At 58.5% G+C, this 15,351-nt stretch carries 14 protein-coding genes; 11 read left to right on the forward strand and 3 right to left on the reverse strand.

Going from position 1 to position 15,351, the window contains the following annotated elements; genetic code table 11:
* Positions 1-8: 8 nt before the first annotated feature.
* Positions 9-734 (forward strand): fructosamine kinase family protein, encoded by a 726-nt coding sequence (locus MHK05_RS03700; protein ID WP_239204905.1) that lies wholly within the window; start codon positions 9-11, stop codon positions 732-734.
* On the opposite strand, the gene nadE is transcribed toward MHK05_RS03700, so the two are convergent.
* A complete protein-coding gene (nadE, locus tag MHK05_RS03705) occupies positions 731-1,552 on the reverse strand; it encodes an NAD(+) synthase (RefSeq protein WP_239204907.1) in 822 nt (273 codons plus the stop codon). The genes MHK05_RS03700 and nadE overlap by 4 nt on opposite strands.
* Positions 1,553-1,579: 27 nt before the next feature.
* On the opposite strand from nadE, the gene MHK05_RS03710 reads away from it, so the two are divergent.
* The 6 genes from MHK05_RS03710 to nrdE all read left to right on the forward strand — a co-directional run bounded on the left by MHK05_RS03710 (position 1,580) and on the right by nrdE (position 7,463).
* A complete protein-coding gene (locus MHK05_RS03710) occupies positions 1,580-2,935 on the forward strand; it encodes a sugar porter family MFS transporter (protein ID WP_239204909.1) in 1,356 nt (451 codons plus the stop codon).
* Positions 2,936-3,055: 120 nt separating this feature from the next.
* Positions 3,056-3,178: a type B 50S ribosomal protein L36 gene (gene ykgO, locus MHK05_RS03715; RefSeq protein ID WP_003847162.1), complete on the forward strand. Its 123-nt coding sequence runs from the start codon at positions 3,056-3,058 to the stop codon at positions 3,176-3,178.
* Between the two features lie 164 nt (positions 3,179-3,342).
* Positions 3,343-4,248, forward strand: coding sequence for an esterase/lipase family protein (locus tag MHK05_RS03720; RefSeq protein WP_239204911.1), 906 nt, complete (start codon positions 3,343-3,345; stop codon positions 4,246-4,248).
* Positions 4,249-4,552: 304 nt separating this feature from the next.
* Positions 4,553-4,792, forward strand: coding sequence for a glutaredoxin-like protein NrdH (nrdH, locus tag MHK05_RS03725; RefSeq protein WP_023020850.1), 240 nt, complete (start codon positions 4,553-4,555; stop codon positions 4,790-4,792).
* A gap of 22 nt (positions 4,793-4,814) precedes the next feature.
* On the forward strand, positions 4,815-5,246 hold the full coding sequence (nrdI, locus tag MHK05_RS03730) for a class Ib ribonucleoside-diphosphate reductase assembly flavoprotein NrdI (RefSeq protein WP_023020851.1): 432 nt from the start codon (positions 4,815-4,817) through the stop codon (positions 5,244-5,246).
* 54 nt (positions 5,247-5,300) lie between these two features.
* Positions 5,301-7,463, forward strand: a complete 2,163-nt coding sequence (nrdE, locus tag MHK05_RS03735; RefSeq protein WP_023020852.1) for a class 1b ribonucleoside-diphosphate reductase subunit alpha — start codon at positions 5,301-5,303, stop codon at positions 7,461-7,463.
* A gap of 55 nt (positions 7,464-7,518) precedes the next feature.
* Here the strand turns inward: nrdE and MHK05_RS03740 are convergent, their stop codons facing one another.
* Positions 7,519-8,214, reverse strand: a complete 696-nt coding sequence (locus tag MHK05_RS03740; protein ID WP_239204913.1) for a FadR/GntR family transcriptional regulator — start codon at positions 8,212-8,214, stop codon at positions 7,519-7,521.
* Between the two features lie 142 nt (positions 8,215-8,356).
* Between MHK05_RS03740 and nrdF the strand changes: the two genes are divergently transcribed.
* The 4 genes from nrdF (at position 8,357) to MHK05_RS03760 (ending at position 13,400) form a co-directional block, all read left to right on the forward strand.
* The gene (gene nrdF / locus MHK05_RS03745) at positions 8,357-9,346 is read left to right on the forward strand and encodes a class 1b ribonucleoside-diphosphate reductase subunit beta (RefSeq protein ID WP_023020854.1); all 990 of its coding nucleotides are present in this window, start codon (positions 8,357-8,359) and stop codon (positions 9,344-9,346) included.
* 342 nt (positions 9,347-9,688) lie between these two features.
* The gene (ctaD, locus tag MHK05_RS03750) at positions 9,689-11,383 is read left to right on the forward strand and encodes an aa3-type cytochrome oxidase subunit I (RefSeq protein WP_023020855.1); all 1,695 of its coding nucleotides are present in this window, start codon (positions 9,689-9,691) and stop codon (positions 11,381-11,383) included.
* Positions 11,384-11,485: 102 nt separating this feature from the next.
* Positions 11,486-12,676 (forward strand): phosphoserine phosphatase SerB, encoded by a 1,191-nt coding sequence (gene serB / locus MHK05_RS03755; RefSeq protein WP_239204915.1) that lies wholly within the window; start codon positions 11,486-11,488, stop codon positions 12,674-12,676.
* Positions 12,669-13,400 (forward strand): aminoacyl-tRNA hydrolase, encoded by a 732-nt coding sequence (locus MHK05_RS03760; RefSeq protein ID WP_239204917.1) that lies wholly within the window; start codon positions 12,669-12,671, stop codon positions 13,398-13,400. The genes serB and MHK05_RS03760 overlap by 8 nt, the downstream gene beginning before the upstream one ends.
* Here MHK05_RS03760 and MHK05_RS03765 read toward each other — a convergent pair.
* The gene (locus MHK05_RS03765; RefSeq protein ID WP_200288694.1) at positions 13,366-15,345 is read right to left on the reverse strand and encodes an ATP-dependent DNA helicase; all 1,980 of its coding nucleotides are present in this window, start codon (positions 15,343-15,345) and stop codon (positions 13,366-13,368) included. The genes MHK05_RS03760 and MHK05_RS03765 overlap by 35 nt on opposite strands.
* Positions 15,346-15,351 lie beyond the last annotated feature (6 nt).

Genomic DNA, 15,351 nt, shown 5'->3' on the forward strand with positions numbered 1-15,351 from the left:
TGGGCGTCATGCAGACTTTTTCAAAGCGAGTACGCGACACGGATCAAGCTGGCGCCGAGGCGGCAGGATTGCGGTGGCTTGGGGAAGCTACCGATGCGGTGGTCAACGTAGTAAGCGCCGACGGGCTAGAGATCGTTACCGAGCGCGTGGACGAGGTCATGCCCACGCCGGAGGCGGCGAGGAAGTTTGGTGCGGAGTTGGCTCGCATGCACCACGCAGGAGCCGAAGCGTTTGGCGCACCTCCTGCCGGATGGGAGGGAAAGAACTTCATCGGCAGCATCGAGCAAGACTGCATCCCGACGGATAACTGGGGTGAGTTCTACGTCGAACAGCGCGTGCTGCCTTTTGCGGAACTGGCTGGGATTAGTTCGGCGCAGTTGGATTTGGTAAGGCGAGCTTGCGATGCCATCGCCGCGCGCAGTTGGGATGTGGCGCCGGCTCGCATCCACGGTGACCTGTGGGCGGGAAACCTGCTCTTTGGTTCCGATGGCGGCATCATGATTGACCCCGCTGCCCACGGCGGGCATCCGCATACGGATTTGGGAATGCTGGCCCTTTTCGGGGCACCATACCTAGAAGAAATTTTCCAGGGCTATGGTGCGCCGAAAGATATCGAGAATTGGATTCCTATGCATCAGCTGCATCCACTAGCGGTGCATGCGCTCACGCACGGTGCAAGCTATAACCGGCCGCTGGAGCGTGCGGCTGCCGCAACCTTGGAGGCACTGGCCTAAAGGTTTGGCCCCTGCGGCATGATGCGTTTATGAGCGCCGCGGCGCCATAGGGTTTCGATGCGTTCGCGGGCGGCATCGGGAACCGCCTTTCCCTCCAAGTAGTCATCGATGTGGGCGTAGGTGACGCCGAGGGCTTCTTCGTCGGGAATCTGGGGCTTATCGTCTTCCAAGTCCGCGGTGGGGACCTTCTCCCAGGTAGAGCGCGGGGCGCCGAGGTGCTCTAGGAGGGCGGCGCCCTGGCGTTTATTGAGCCCGGCCAAGGGGAGGAGGTCTGCCGCACCATCGCCCCACTTAGTGAAGAAAGCAGTGACGTTTTCCGCCGCATGATCGGTGCCGATGACGAGGGCGCCGACCTCGCCGGCGATGGCGTACTGGGCGGTCATGCGCAGGCGGGCCTTAGTATTGCCGCGGTTGAAATCGGTGACGTCGGCAAGCTGCACAGCATCCGCCACCTGCTCGTCGAGGGCGAGGGTGGCCGGCTTGATATTGACGGTGGGACGGTGATCAGGCTGGATGAAATCCAGGGCAATCTGGGCATCGTCCTCATCGGCCTGCACACCGTGAGGCAGACGTACGGCCCAAAACTCCGCGCCGTCTACGCGGTCCACCGCCAGTTGCGCGAGCTTTCCTGCCAAGGTGGAATCCTGGCCGCCCGAAATCCCCAGCACGTACCCCTTAGCGCCGGTGGTGCGCAGGTAGTCAACCAAGAAATCCACGCGGCGCTGGACTTCCGCTTCTGGATCGATAAAGGGGCGTACACCCAGGGCTTTTATGATGGTTTGCTGCAGGTTTTCGGCATCGTTCGACATGACGTTCATGGTAGCCGCCTGACACAATATTGTGCTGTGAATAAGGATGTTTATGTCAAGGTAGTAGCTGGCATAGCGGCCCTCGGCGGGCTGCTTTTTGGATACGACACCGGAGTGATGTCCGGTGCCTTGCTTTTTATTAGCCCCGAATTCGACATGAGCGCCCACCAAGAGGGGTGGGTGACCTCGATGCTGCTCGTAGGAGCTGCTGTTGGTGCGCTTACGGCTGGGCGCATTGCCGATAGATTTGGCCGGCGGTTTACGTTGATTGCGGGTGGCATCATTTTCGTGCTGGGCTCCATCTGGTGCGCCCTGTCCGGTTCGGTGGGCATGCTGGCTACGGCACGCACGTTCTTGGGCTTTGCTGTAGGTGCGGTATCCATCGTTTCGCCCATGTACATCGCGGAGATCGTGCCTGCCAAGGTGCGCGGGCGCATGGTCTCTCTCAATACCCTGGCGATTGTGGTGGGTCAGTTGATGGCCTACTTGGTCAACTCCGCGTTGGCCTCTACTGGCAGCTGGGAGTGGATGCTGGGCTTGGCCGCCGTGCCAGGACTAGCGTTGGCGCTCGGAATGGTGTTTCTGCCAGAGACGCCGGTATGGCTAGCGACGAACGATAAGATGGCTCGTGCCCAAGAAATTGCCGGGCGCGCTGGAATGGATATCTCGGAGCTGACGTCGCAGGAGACCGCACGCAAGTCCAGCGGGTCTGAGTGGAAGGCGCTTACCGCCAACCGGTGGATGCAGATTACGGTGCTGCTGGCCATGCTGATGGGGCTAACGCAGCAAATTACCGGTGTGAACGCCATCGTGTACTTCGCGCCGACCATGATGAATCAGGTGGGGATTTCTACGGCCAATTCGGTCTACACCTCCATCGTTATCGGCACGGTATCCGTGCTCGCCTGCTGGGTTGGCCTAAAGGTAGTAGACCGCATTGGGCGCAAGCGCCTATTGCTCATCGGCCTGACCGGCAACGTGGTCTCGCTATTCATTCTTTCCTTCGCCTATTCCCACGCCCAGGATTCCACCGCTATGGCCATGGTCTCGTTGGTATTTATGGCGCTGTTTATTGCCTTCCAACAGGCGGCGGTCTCACCCACGACGTGGTTGCTTATCTCCGAGCTAGTGCCGCTGCAGGTACGTGGTCTAGGCATGGGCATTGCGGGACTATCGTTGTGGGCCACCAACTGGGCCGTGGCGCAGTACTTCTTGCCGCTAGTGGAGTGGCTGACTGGCCCGGTGGCGTTTATGGTCTTTGGAGTCTTTGGTCTCATCGCCATTGCCTATACCCGCATTTTGGTTCCAGAGACAATGGGACGTAGCCTGGATGAGGTAGGCGAGGAGATGAAGTCGCGCTACGAGCGCGAGTCCGCAGTCGTCAAGCCTTAGTGTTTTGGTATTGACGGCCGTGTGAGGTAAAATTTTTCCTCGTGTCATGGCTGGGGATTCCCAGTCCGTGCTTTACTTATTCAACCGCATGTAGATTGCGCATAACGAAAGGAGCGCCCGATGAAGGTCCGTAAGTCCCTTCGGTCGCTGAAGAAGAAGCCGGGCGCCCAGGTTATTCGCCGCCACGGTAAGGTCTTCGTGATCAACAAGAAGGATCCCCGTTTCAAGGCTCGTCAGGGCTAATTGAGACGCGATTCCATCCGCTCCCTCCGGCTTTCCGGAGCGGGGCGGATTTTTTTATGGGTGAATTATGGCACAAGGGATAATTTTCTCCAGGGCCACGGGGAATAAAGAGACATGTATGAATATAATCAAATCGCCGTTATGTGTCGTGAGAAAGAAGAATAATGTCCCGGCGAATTGTTGCTGTGCTTGCTGCTGCAGCCCTTGGGCTATCCGCCCCTATTGCTAATGCCTCTCAGTCGGAGTGGGAATCCTCTGTTCCAGAGTCCTTTGGGATCAATGACCCTTCCTGTGTGCCTTCTGGCCAGATTGTTGAGCCGGTGGTGCTACTGCATGGCACCTATAACAATGCGGGTGTGTGGAAAAGCTTGATTCCGATGTTGAAGGATCAGGGTGCGTGCGTATGGGCCTTTGATTATGGAGCGGATGATGTTTCTTTGCAGAATGCTTCTCCCTCAACGAAGGCCATTTCAGATTTGGATGATGCGGCCGAGGAAATAGCGCGGCACGTGGACTATGTCCGAGCGGTAACCGGCGCAGAGAAAGTGGACTTGGTAGGCCATTCCCAGGGCGGTACCCATATTAAGACCTATACCCAAATGTACGGCAGGGCTGAGCACGTCGCTCGGGCTGTGGCTCTAGGCGGCAACTTCCACGGCACCACGCTGGGTGGGCAGGGCGAAGGTCTGGCCAATTTCATCGCCTTCGCACCCCGCCTCGCCGCCTTCTTGGCCAGCACGGCCGGCATCCAACAGGTGGTGGGTTCGGAATTTATGCAAAGGCTCAATGCGCTGCCGGACACCGCGCCGGGCGTGCTCTACACCTCCATCTACTCGCCGGCGGATACGACGGTAACCCCGAATAGCTCCTCGCAGCTGGTAGCTGTCGACGGCGCCGATGTGGTGAACCTCGACCTCGGTGAGGTCTGCGGCGTGGCTCCTCGGCACGATAAGCTGCTGACTGACCGCACGGCGCTGAGCCAGGTCATTTTTGGCCTGAAGCGCGCCCCAGGGGAGGGGCCGCGGCCGTCGACCTGTGTCTCCGGGGAGTCATCGACGGTCGGTTCCTGAAGCGAAGCGCCACACCGGAAATGTGAACTTTGACACACAAAACGGTGAATTCCAGGTAAACCCGCAGGAATCTCATTGATGTAGTTTCATGGCTGTCCTTGGGTGTGGTCAACATGTGGGGCCTGGGGGTGTGTCATCCTGGGAATACCATGCTTGTAACTACTACATATTGTGTTGGTTGCGGGTCTTTCCCCCAAAGTATAGTGTCGTTGATGTTGTTCAGAGCGGCGCAGGAAGCGCCCGAATAGGCGGGAAACGCTCCCCGTTCTGACGAGTTTTCAATGCAGGAGCTTTAAGGATCTATATGTCTATCACCGTTTACACCAAGCCAGCGTGCGTCCAGTGCAACGCCACCAAGAAGGCCCTCGATCGTGCCGGCCTCGAGTACGACCTCGTCGATATCTCGGCCGATGACGAGGCTCGCGACTACGTAATGGCATTGGGTTACGTTCAGGCCCCAGTAGTTGAGGCCAACGGTGAGCACTGGTCTGGTTTCCGCCCAGACCGTATCAAGGGCCTGGCTTCCCTAGCGGCATCCGCCTAAGGGGTAGGGGAGGCCAGTAGCGATGTTGGTCGTGTATTTTTCCTCCGCAACGGAAAATACGCACCGGTTCGTGCAGAAACTGGGCTTTCCCAGTGCGCGCATTCCGCTGCGCCGCACGGAGGAGCCCCTCAAGGTCAACGAACCTTATGTCTTGGTGTGTCCCACCTATGGCGGGGGCGCGTCCATTAGCCACCAAAATTCCCGACCCGTGCCCTCACAGGTAATTAAGTTCCTTAATGATGAGCACAACCGCAGTTTCATTCGCGCGGTAATCGCGGGTGGTAATAGCAATTTTGGCGCCGACTTTGGCAAGGCTGGTGACGTCATCAGTGCCAAATGTAAAGTGCCCTATGTATATCGTTTCGAGTTGCTGGGAAACGATGACGATATAAAAATTTGTCGTGAAGGCTTAATGGCTAACGCCGCCGAGCTTGGGCTCGAGGCCGCGGCCTAGCACCCACCACGACTTAAATAAAGATCCTGATTTTTAAGAAAGGCCTTGTCAGCTGTGAGTACGCAATTGGGGAAGACCGTCGCCGAGCCAGTAAAGCCGGAAGAGCAGTTGGACTACCACGCTCTCAACGCGATGCTGAATCTCTACGATGCAAACGGCAAGATTCAGTTTGATAAAGACCGCGAGGCCGCAAACCAATTCTTCCTGCAGCACGTTAATCAAAACACGGTCTACTTCCATGATCTGGAAGAAAAGATCGATTACCTGATTAATAACAAGTACTACGACCCACGAGTCATCGAGCAGTATGACTTCTCCTTTATTAAGGAGCTTTTTAAGCGCGCTTATTCCTATAAATTCCGCTTCAAGTCTTTCCTGGGCGCGTATAAGTACTACACCAGCTACACGCTGAAGACCTTTGATGGTCGCCGCTACCTCGAGCGCTTTGAGGATCGTGTCTCCATGACCGCCCTATTCTTGGCAGATGGTGATACTGGCTTGGCAGAGCGCCTTGTGGACGAGATTATGAACGGCCGTTTCCAGCCGGCCACCCCAACCTTCCTCAACGCCGGCAAGGCCCAGCGTGGCGAGCTCGTGTCCTGCTTCCTGCTGCGCATCGAGGACAATATGGAGTCAATTGGACGCTCCATCAACTCCGCGCTGCAGCTTTCCAAGCGCGGCGGCGGCGTGGCCCTGCTGCTGTCTAATATTCGTGAATCCGGCGCGCCCATTAAGCACATTGAGAACCAGTCTTCCGGTGTTATCCCAGTAATGAAACTGCTGGAGGATTCCTTCTCTTATGCCAACCAGCTTGGTGCCCGCCAGGGCGCTGGTGCGGTCTATCTCAATGCGCACCACCCAGACATCATGGACTTCCTGGATACCAAGCGTGAGAACGCGGACGAGAAAATCCGCATTAAAACCCTCTCGCTGGGCATCGTCGTGCCGGATATCACCTTCGAGCTGGCCAAGCGCAATGACGATATGTACCTCTTCTCGCCGTATGACGTAGAGCGCGTCTATGGCAAGGCCTTCGGTGACATCTCCGTTACTGAGCACTATGAGGAGATGGTAGAAGACCCACGCATCCGTAAGAAGAAGATCAACGCCCGTCACTTCTTCCAGACCGTGGCAGAGCTGCAATTCGAGTCCGGCTACCCGTACATCATGTTCGAGGACACCGTGAACCGCGCCAATCCGGTAAAGACGTCGTGGATCAACATGTCCAACCTGTGCTCGGAGATCCTGCAGGTTAACTCCGCTTCCGAATTCAATGCGGATCTGACCTACCAGGAGCTGGGCAGCGATATCTCTTGTAACCTGGGCTCGCTGAATATCGCGATGACCATGGATTCGCCGGACTTCGCCACTACGGTGGAGACTGCCATCCGTGGCCTGACCGCTGTGGCGGATAAGACATCCATCGATTCCGTGCCGTCTGTGCGCCGCGGAAACGACGAGTCCCATGCTATCGGCTTGGGCCAGATGAACCTCCACGGTTACTTGGGTCGCGAGCACATCGAGTATGGCTCGGAAGAAGGCTTGGATTTCACTAATGCCTACTTCGCGGCCGTGCTGTATGCGGCATTGCGTGCCTCTAATAAGATTGCCCGCGAGCGCGGTGAGTACTTTAAGGAGTTCCCGCAGTCCGAGTACGCCTCCGGCGAATTCTTCGACCGCTACGATCCGGAAGAGTTCAAGCCGCAGACAAAGAAGGTCCAGGAGCTTTTCGGGTCCTCTTCGATCCACACCCCGTCCGCCCAGGACTGGGAGGAGTTGAAGCAGGACGTGGCCAAGTACGGACTATATAATCGCAACCTGCAGGCAGTGCCACCGACGGGTTCGATTTCCTATATCAATAACTCCACCTCATCCATCCACCCGATTGCTTCCAAGATTGAGATCCGCAAGGAAGGCAAGATCGGTCGCGTCTACTACCCGGCGCCGCACATGGATAATGACAACTTGGAGTACTTCAAGGACTCTTATGAGATCGGCTTCGAGAAGATCGTCGATACCTATGCCGTAGCCACTAAGTATGTGGACCAAGGTCTATCGCTCACCCTCTTCTTCAAGGACACCGCAACCACCCGCGATGTCAACCGTGCGCAGATTTATGCGTGGCGCAAGGGGATTAAGACCTTGTATTACATCCGCCTGCGCCAGATGGCGCTGGAGGGCACCGAGGTCGAGGGCTGCGTATCCTGCATGCTCTAAACGGTAGGTAGAACGCCTCGATGCACGTCGTGGGGAAGGACGTGCATCGAGGCGTTTAACCGTTTTCTGCCCTGGTGCGGTCGAGGATGGTGCGGGAGGTGCTTTCGGCGGCGTCGGCAAGCCCAGCATCAATGGCGCGGGCCAGCTCCATGTGCAGTTGTGTGGTCCCGCCTATCGGATCGCGCTTGCGGGAACCAAAGACGGACTTGCCCTTGAGCATGGCTACTAGCGAAGGGGCGAGCGCGGCCAGCATCTCATTGCCGGAAGCCCGCAAAATTAAAGTGTGGAAACGCAGATCGGTTTCCAGTTCCTCGCCCACGCGCGGGGAAGGAGTGGATTCTAGCTCGGCTAAACGCGCGGCGAGGCGAAGGAGCTCCGCCCGCTGCCGGGCGCTGGCATTGCCGGCTGCGAGTCGGGCCGCCACCGGTTCGATTCCCAGCCGCAACTCGTTGAGGCGTGCCACTTGCTGCCCGCGGGTTTTGTCATCATTTAACCGCCAGCCGATGATCGCCGGGTCATATACCGCCCAACTATCCATCGGCAGCACCGTGATTCCCACGCGACGCCCAGAGCGGACCATGCCGAGGTGTTCGAGCGTGCGCATGGCCTCACGGGCCACTGTGCGGGAGATGCCAAAGCGCTTTTCGACGTCCCCCAGACGGAACCGCTCGCCCTCGGCGATGTCTCCGCTTACGATCTCGGCGCCGAGCCTATCCACCACGGAACCCAGCAGGGGAGGGGTGGCACTCATGCGGAAATCCTTTCTTTGCATGCTCCGAAGTAACTGGAATCAGTATAGGTAAGTGGTATCCAGCACAATGGCTTAGAGGGCGGGCGAATTGGGTATGCTGGAGACCTGAATTTGTCCGTTTTTAGTATTGGAGTGACGCCGCGTGTCGCACGAGTACGATGACTACGTTTCTAGTCATGAAAAGCCAGTTAAGGCCATTAACTGGAATAGCATCCCGGATGAAAAGGACCTCGAGGTATGGGAGCGCCTCACCGGTAATTTCTGGCTGCCAGAAAAGGTCCCAGTCTCCAATGACCTTCCCAGCTGGAAGACGCTGACGGAGAAGGAAAAGGAAACCACCATGCGGGTTTTCACCGGCCTGACGCTGCTGGATACCATCCAGGGCACCGTCGGTGCGATTTCCCTCCTCCCGGATTCCCAGACCCTGCACGAAGAGGCGGTCTACACCAACATTGCGTTTATGGAGTCCGTGCACGCCAAGTCCTATTCCAATATCTTTATGACCTTGGCGTCCACACCCATGATCAACGATGCCTTCCGCTGGTCCGAAGAAAACGAGAACCTGCAGAAGAAGGCCAAGATCATCTTGTCCTATTACAAGGGCGAGGATCCGCTGAAGAAGAAGGTGGCCTCCACTTTGCTGGAGTCCTTCTTGTTCTACTCCGGCTTCTATCTACCGATGTACTTCTCTTCCCGCGCGAAGCTCACCAATACCGCCGATATCATTCGCCTGATTATCCGCGATGAAGCCGTGCACGGCTACTACATTGGCTACAAGTTCCAGCAGGCCTATAAGCAGCTGGATGAGGAGCGCCAGGCGGAGCTGAAGGAATACACCTTCGACTTGGTCTACGACCTGTATGACAATGAGATCGACTACACCGAGGATCTCTACGATGACTTGGGCTGGACCGAGGACGTTAAGCGCTTCCTGCGCTATAACGCCAATAAGGCGCTGAATAATTTGGGCTTCGAGGGGCTCTTCCCAGCAGACGAGACTCGCGTTTCCCCGGCCATTTTGTCTTCGCTTTCGCCGAATGCTGACGAGAACCACGACTTCTTCTCTGGCTCTGGTTCCTCCTATGTCATTGGCAAGGCTGAGGACACCACGGATGATGACTGGGACTTCTAAGCATTCCCGCTGATCAGCGTGGTCTAGCGGCACACCTTCTGCTCTAAATCAATCGAAAGGTTGATAACGAGCGGGGGTGTGTTTTCGCGTTTTGGGGGTGCACAATTAAGCGCGTCTGTGACATATAGCACGGTAATTGGGGGCCGAAAATCCGTGCCAGAATTGGCGGCCGCGCCACGTGCAGGGCCTATGTGAAAGATGTGGTTAGTGTCGAGGCGTGGTCGTGCGGCTCATCATTGGGGGAAGCTGGAAAGAACAAGGGAAAATGGCCTAATATAATGCGAGTAAACCTAGGTGTAGGTGGGCCCTGCCCACAGGCACTTTGTTAATCAGGAGGATTTTATGACCGCTGTGGCGCCACGGGTCGACGATTACGTCGCCCCTACACGTCCAGAGCCAACCGGTAATGCGAAGACCGGTTCAAAGGCTTGGGTATTTCTAACCACCACCGACCACAAGCAGCTGGGCATCATGTACTTGATCATGTCCTTCAGCTTCTTCTTCCTCGGTGGCTTTATGGCACTGTTGATCCGCGCGGAGCTGTTCACCCCGGGTCTCCAGTTCTTGTCTAATGAGCAGTTCAACCAGCTGTTCACCATGCACGGCACCGTGATGCTGTTGCTGTTTGCAACCCCAGTTGTGTGGGGCTTTGGTAACTACATCCTGCCGCTGCAAATTGGCGCGCCGGACGTGGCCTTCCCGCGTCTGAACGCCTTCGGCTTCTGGGTTACCCTGCTGGGCGGCACCGTGATGCTGCTGGGCTTCGTCACCCCAGGTGGTGCAGCTGACTTCGGCTGGACCATGTACATGCCGCTGGCTGATGGTGTCCACACCCCTGGCATTGGCGCCGATATGTGGATCGTCGGCGTGGGCGCTACCGGTGTCGGTACCATTGCCTCCGCTATCAACATGATCACGACCATCCTGACCTTGCGCGCACCGGGCATGACCATGTTCCGCCTGCCGGTATTCAGCTGGGCCGTATTCACCGCATCCGCCATCGTGCTGATGATCTTCCCGCTGCTGACCGCTGCAGCACTGGGCGTCCTGTATGACCGCAAGCTGGGCGGCCACATCTACGATTCCGCTAACGGTGGCGGCATCCTGTGGCAGCACCTGTTCTGGTTCTTCGGCCACCCTGAGGTTTATGTCCTTGCACTGCCATTCTTCGGCGTTGTTTCTGAGGTTGTTCCGGTCTTCTCCCGCAAGCCGGTCTTCGGCTACATCGGCTTGGTCTTCGCACTGCTGGCCATCGGCGCCCTGTCCATGGCTGTGTGGGCTCACCACATGTTCGTTACCGGCGCTATCCTGTTGCCGTTCTTCTCCTTCATGACGTTCCTTATTGCGGTGCCTACCGGCGTTAAGTTCTTCAACTGGGTCGGCACCATGTGGAAGGGCCACATCACCTGGGATACCCCGATGATCTTCGCTATGGGCTTCATGGCAACCTTCCTCTTCGGCGGCATGACCGGCGTTATGCTGGCATCCCCGGCATTGGACTTCCACTTGGCTGAGTCCTACTTCTTGATTGCTCACTTCCACTACACCCTGTTCGGTACCGTTGTGTTCTCCGCCTTCGCGGGTCTGTACTTCTGGTTCCCGAAGATGACCGGCCGTATGCTGGATGAGCGTTTGGGTAAGATTCACTTCTGGCTGACCTTCATCGGCTTCCACGGCACCTTCTTGGTTCAGCACTGGGTAGGCAACATGGGTATGCCGCGTCGTTACGCTGACTACTTGGAGTCTGATGGCTTCACGGTCTTCAACCAGATTTCCACCATCTTCTCCTTCGTCCTCGGCGCCTCCGTCATCCCGCTGATTTGGAACGTATTCAAGTCCTGGCGCTACGGCGAGATTGTCACCGTGGATGACCCATGGGGCTACGGCAACTCCCTCGAGTGGGCAACCTCCTGCCCACCGCCGCGCCACAACTTCGTGTCCCTGCCGCGTATCCGCTCCGAGCGTCCGGCCTTCGAGCTGCACTACCCGCATATGGTTCAGCGCATGCGCGAGGAAGCACACGTGGGTAGCCACTAAAGCGAAGTAACTCGCACAAACTCCTGACTTAAGCCGCCTCCCAGCCCTTAATGGGCAATGGGAGGCGGCTTTGGCGTATCTTCTGTACCCCCACGTGCGATAATGGGCGGCGTGAGTACTCAAGCTGATACCAATGCAGTCATCACCACCAGCGGGCCGGATAAGCCTGGGGTCTCGGCGGCCTTTTTCCGCGTTCTGGCGGCCCATAACGCCACGCTTGTCGACGTCGAACAAGCCATCTTTTCCGGCCGCATTACCCTCGCTGCCCATACCCGCATTCCTGGGGCGCGCGCCGAGCAAATTGCACAGGGGCTGCGCAATACCTTGAGCATTTACGGTCAGCAGGTATCCGTAGACCTGCGGGAGGAAAAATCCACCGCTCGAGCCCGCTCGAGCTATGTGGTGGTCCTCATGGGCACGCAGGTTACCGCCCATCACATGGAGGAAGTTGCCCGCGTACTGGCCAACTTCGATGCCAATATCGATCGCATCCGCGGGCTTTCAACCTCTCCGTTGACCGGGCTGGAGCTTTTCCTATCTCTCGATGGTTCCGCCGCACCTGTGCGCCAGGCATTAGCGGAGCTGGCGCAGCAGATCGGCATCGATATCGCCATTGAACCCGCGGGCCTGGGTCGGCGTTCCAAGCGTTTGGTGTGCTTCGACTGCGATAGCACCCTCATTCAAGGCGAGGTCATCGAGATGCTGGCCGCCCATGCGGGAAAGGAGAACGAGGTTGCCGCAGTAACAGCCCGGGCCATGCGCGGGGAGCTGGACTTTGAGGCTTCCCTGCGTGAGCGCGTCGCCGTGCTGGAAGGGCTGGATGCCGCCATTATCGATGAGGTGGCCCGCGATATTCATTTGACTCCAGGCGCCCGGGAAACCATCGCCACGTTGAATCGCATTGGCTACCGCACTGCGGTGGTCTCCGGCGGATTCATTCAAGTATTAGAGGGCCTAGCTGCGGAGATGGAATTGGACTATGTGCGCGCCAATACCTTGGAGATCGCAGATGGGAAGCTCACCGGCCGGGTGACCGGCAAGGTGGTTGACCGCAAAGCGAAGGAGGAATTCCTGCGGGAGTTCGCCGCGGATTCGGGGGTAAATATGCGGCAGACGGTGGCCGTGGGCGATGGCGCCAATGATATCGATATGATTTCTGCTGCTGGGCTGGGGATTGCCTTTAATGCTAAACCGGCCCTGCAGGAAGTGGCGGATACCTCTGTAAACCACCGGCGGCTGGATGAGGTCCTGCAAATTTTGGGTATTCCGGCCGAGGAGGTTGTTGATGAATAAATTCGACAGAGCGCATCAGCGTTTGGTGGAAGCCTGTGATTCACGCTCCTGGCGCGATGATCCCGAGAACCCAGATGATCCGGCCACGATTCAAGCTATGCAGATTGCGCTTAATCTGCCGAAGCAGGAGCCGCCGACACGTACGGCGGTGCTAGAAGCGGCCGCGCGCGCTGTGGTGGCGGTGTGCCTCGACGAGCGCGCGGGCGAGGACGGCGCCTTCGCGCAGGCGCTGGGGCAGTGGTATGGCCACCGCATCCGCAAGATCGCCCGCCGCGCGCGCAATAAAGCGTGGCGCGATGTACAAAGCCTGCCCGGCGTGACCGTAGCGGACCGCGCCCGCGCTTTTGCGCCCTCGGCCGTAGCAGAGGTGGATCCTCTCATTGCCAAGCTGCAGATCGGCCACACCGACCTTGCCTATGACGAACCCGGAGCCCCGCTTAGCGATGCCCCCGTTATCTACGTCGACCGCAGCCTCGACATGTCTGCGGGCAAAGTCGCGGCACAGGTAGGCCACGGCTCGATGATGCTGGCCGCTGCGATGTCGGTGGATGAAGCACGCGACTGGGCAGAAACTGACTTTCGGCTTTCGGTGCGCGAGGTTTCCGCGACGGATTTTCGCACCGCCTGCGCACAGGACGGCGCCGTGGTCATCGTTGACGCCGGCTTTACGGAAATCGCGCCAGACTCGGCTACCGTGTGCGCCCTGCGGCGACCAATCGCTTAAGCGCACCCCGGACCGTGCTCGCGTCAGTGGTCTGCCAAAAGCGCGGCATGGAGGCCTTGAGGAAGCTGCCGTAGCGCTTATACTCCAGGCGGTTATCAAGCACGGCGACCACGCCGCGATCGGTCACGTGGCGCAGCAGACGGCCGGCTCCCTGCGCCATCAGCAAGGCGGCGTGATTGGCGGAGACCTCCATGAACCCGGAGCGGCCGGCGGCATCGGCTGCTTGGGCGCGCGCCTGCATGAGGGGATCGTCTGGGCGAGGGAATGGAATGCGGTCGATGATGACCAGCGAGCACGCCGGCCCTGGCACGTCCACGCCCTGCCATAGGGTAAGCGTTCCGAAGAGGCAGGAGTTTTCCTTCTGCGAGAATTTCTCTACTAGCGCACCGATGGAATCTTCGCCCTGCACGAAGAGGTCAAACGGGATACGGGGTTTGAGCGCGGCGGCTGCTTCTTCCGCGGCCCGGCGAGAGGAAAACAATCCGAGAGTGCGCCCGCCGGCGGCCATGATGAGCTCATAGATCTCCTCGATCGATTCTTTAGACAGCCCATCGCGGCCCGGAGCGGGCAGATGCTTGGCGGTGTATAAAATGCCGGATTTGGCTGGGTCGAAGGGCGTGCCCGCGTCCAAGGTGTCGTAGGTGCCGCTCGGCATGCCCCACTGTGCGGCCATAGCATCAAAGCGGCCGCCGAGGGCGAGAGTGGCCGAGGTAAGCACAACAGTTTGTTCCCCAAAGAGGTTCTCGCGCAGCATGTGGGCGATGGACAGGGGTGCCACGGCGAGGGTTTCGGCGTCGCTGCGCGGATCGCGTTCGAGCCAGACTACGTCGTCCTGCTTGGCTGGGTCATCGGTGGCGAAGACCTCCAGCATGCGTGATACGGCTTGCGCGAGGTCGGAGAGGTGGTTGCTTAAGTTTTGGCGCTCGGCGTTCTTTTCTGGGTCATCGGTGGCCTCGCCTTCGGGGGCGCGTGAAACGAGAGACTTAACGCGCAGGAACTCTTCGGCAAGCGCGCGCAGGTGGCCCTGCGAAGTTTCATCCAAGTCGGTCCACCGCCCGGGCTCCTGGATTTTCATCAGGTCATCGAATTCCTCGGCCAGATCCGAAAGATTGCCGGCATTGCCTAAGGACTTCGCGCGGTTGGCGGCCATCTTGATGGCGCGGGTAGTAATCTCCGCGGTGGACACGGAGGTGATCCGGCCGTCGAGCTCGTGGGCCTCATCGATAATGGCCACGTCGTGTTCGGGCAAAATATTTGCCTCAGAGATGGCGTCGATGGCCAGCATGGCGTGGTTGGTGACCACGATATCGACGTCGGCAGCCGCCCGGCGAGCCTCTTCCGCAAAACAGTCTGGCCCGTGCGGGCAACGCGAAGCCCCCAAACACTCGTTTGACGTTACCGACACCGCCCGCCACACCAGGTCCGGTACACCTGGCTCGAGGTCATCGCGGTCACCAGTTTCGGTTTCCTGTGCCCACTCGTGGATGCGGCGCACGGCCTTGCCGCGGCGGGAGATTTCGGATTCGTCGATAAGAGCTTCCGGATCATCCGGGGTCGCCGCAATCTTATTCATGCACAAGTAGTTATTGCGGCCCTTCATGATGGCGAAGGTAGGAGTGCGCTCCATAACAGGGGCAAGGGCCTTCGTGAGCCGGGGCAGATCGCGCTCCACCAGCTGGCGCTGCAATGCCAGGGTAGCGGTGGAGACAATGACGGTGGACCCTGAGTTCATTGCATGCCGGATAGCCGGGACTAGGTAGGCCAGCGACTTACCGGTGCCGGTACCGGCCTGCACTGCTAAGTGGCGCTCCTTATCGAGCGCGGCCGCGACGGCCGTGGCCATGCGCACCTGGCCTTCGCGCTGGCTGCCACCCAACGCAGCAACGGCCTTGTCCAGCAGCGTTTCCGTGTCGAGGTTTAGGGGCTCATCTGCGTGCTCACTCACCCCACA

This window comes from Corynebacterium nasorum, from assembly GCF_022347325.1.
In the GTDB taxonomy this organism is placed as follows: domain Bacteria; phylum Actinomycetota; class Actinomycetes; order Mycobacteriales; family Mycobacteriaceae; genus Corynebacterium; species Corynebacterium kefirresidentii.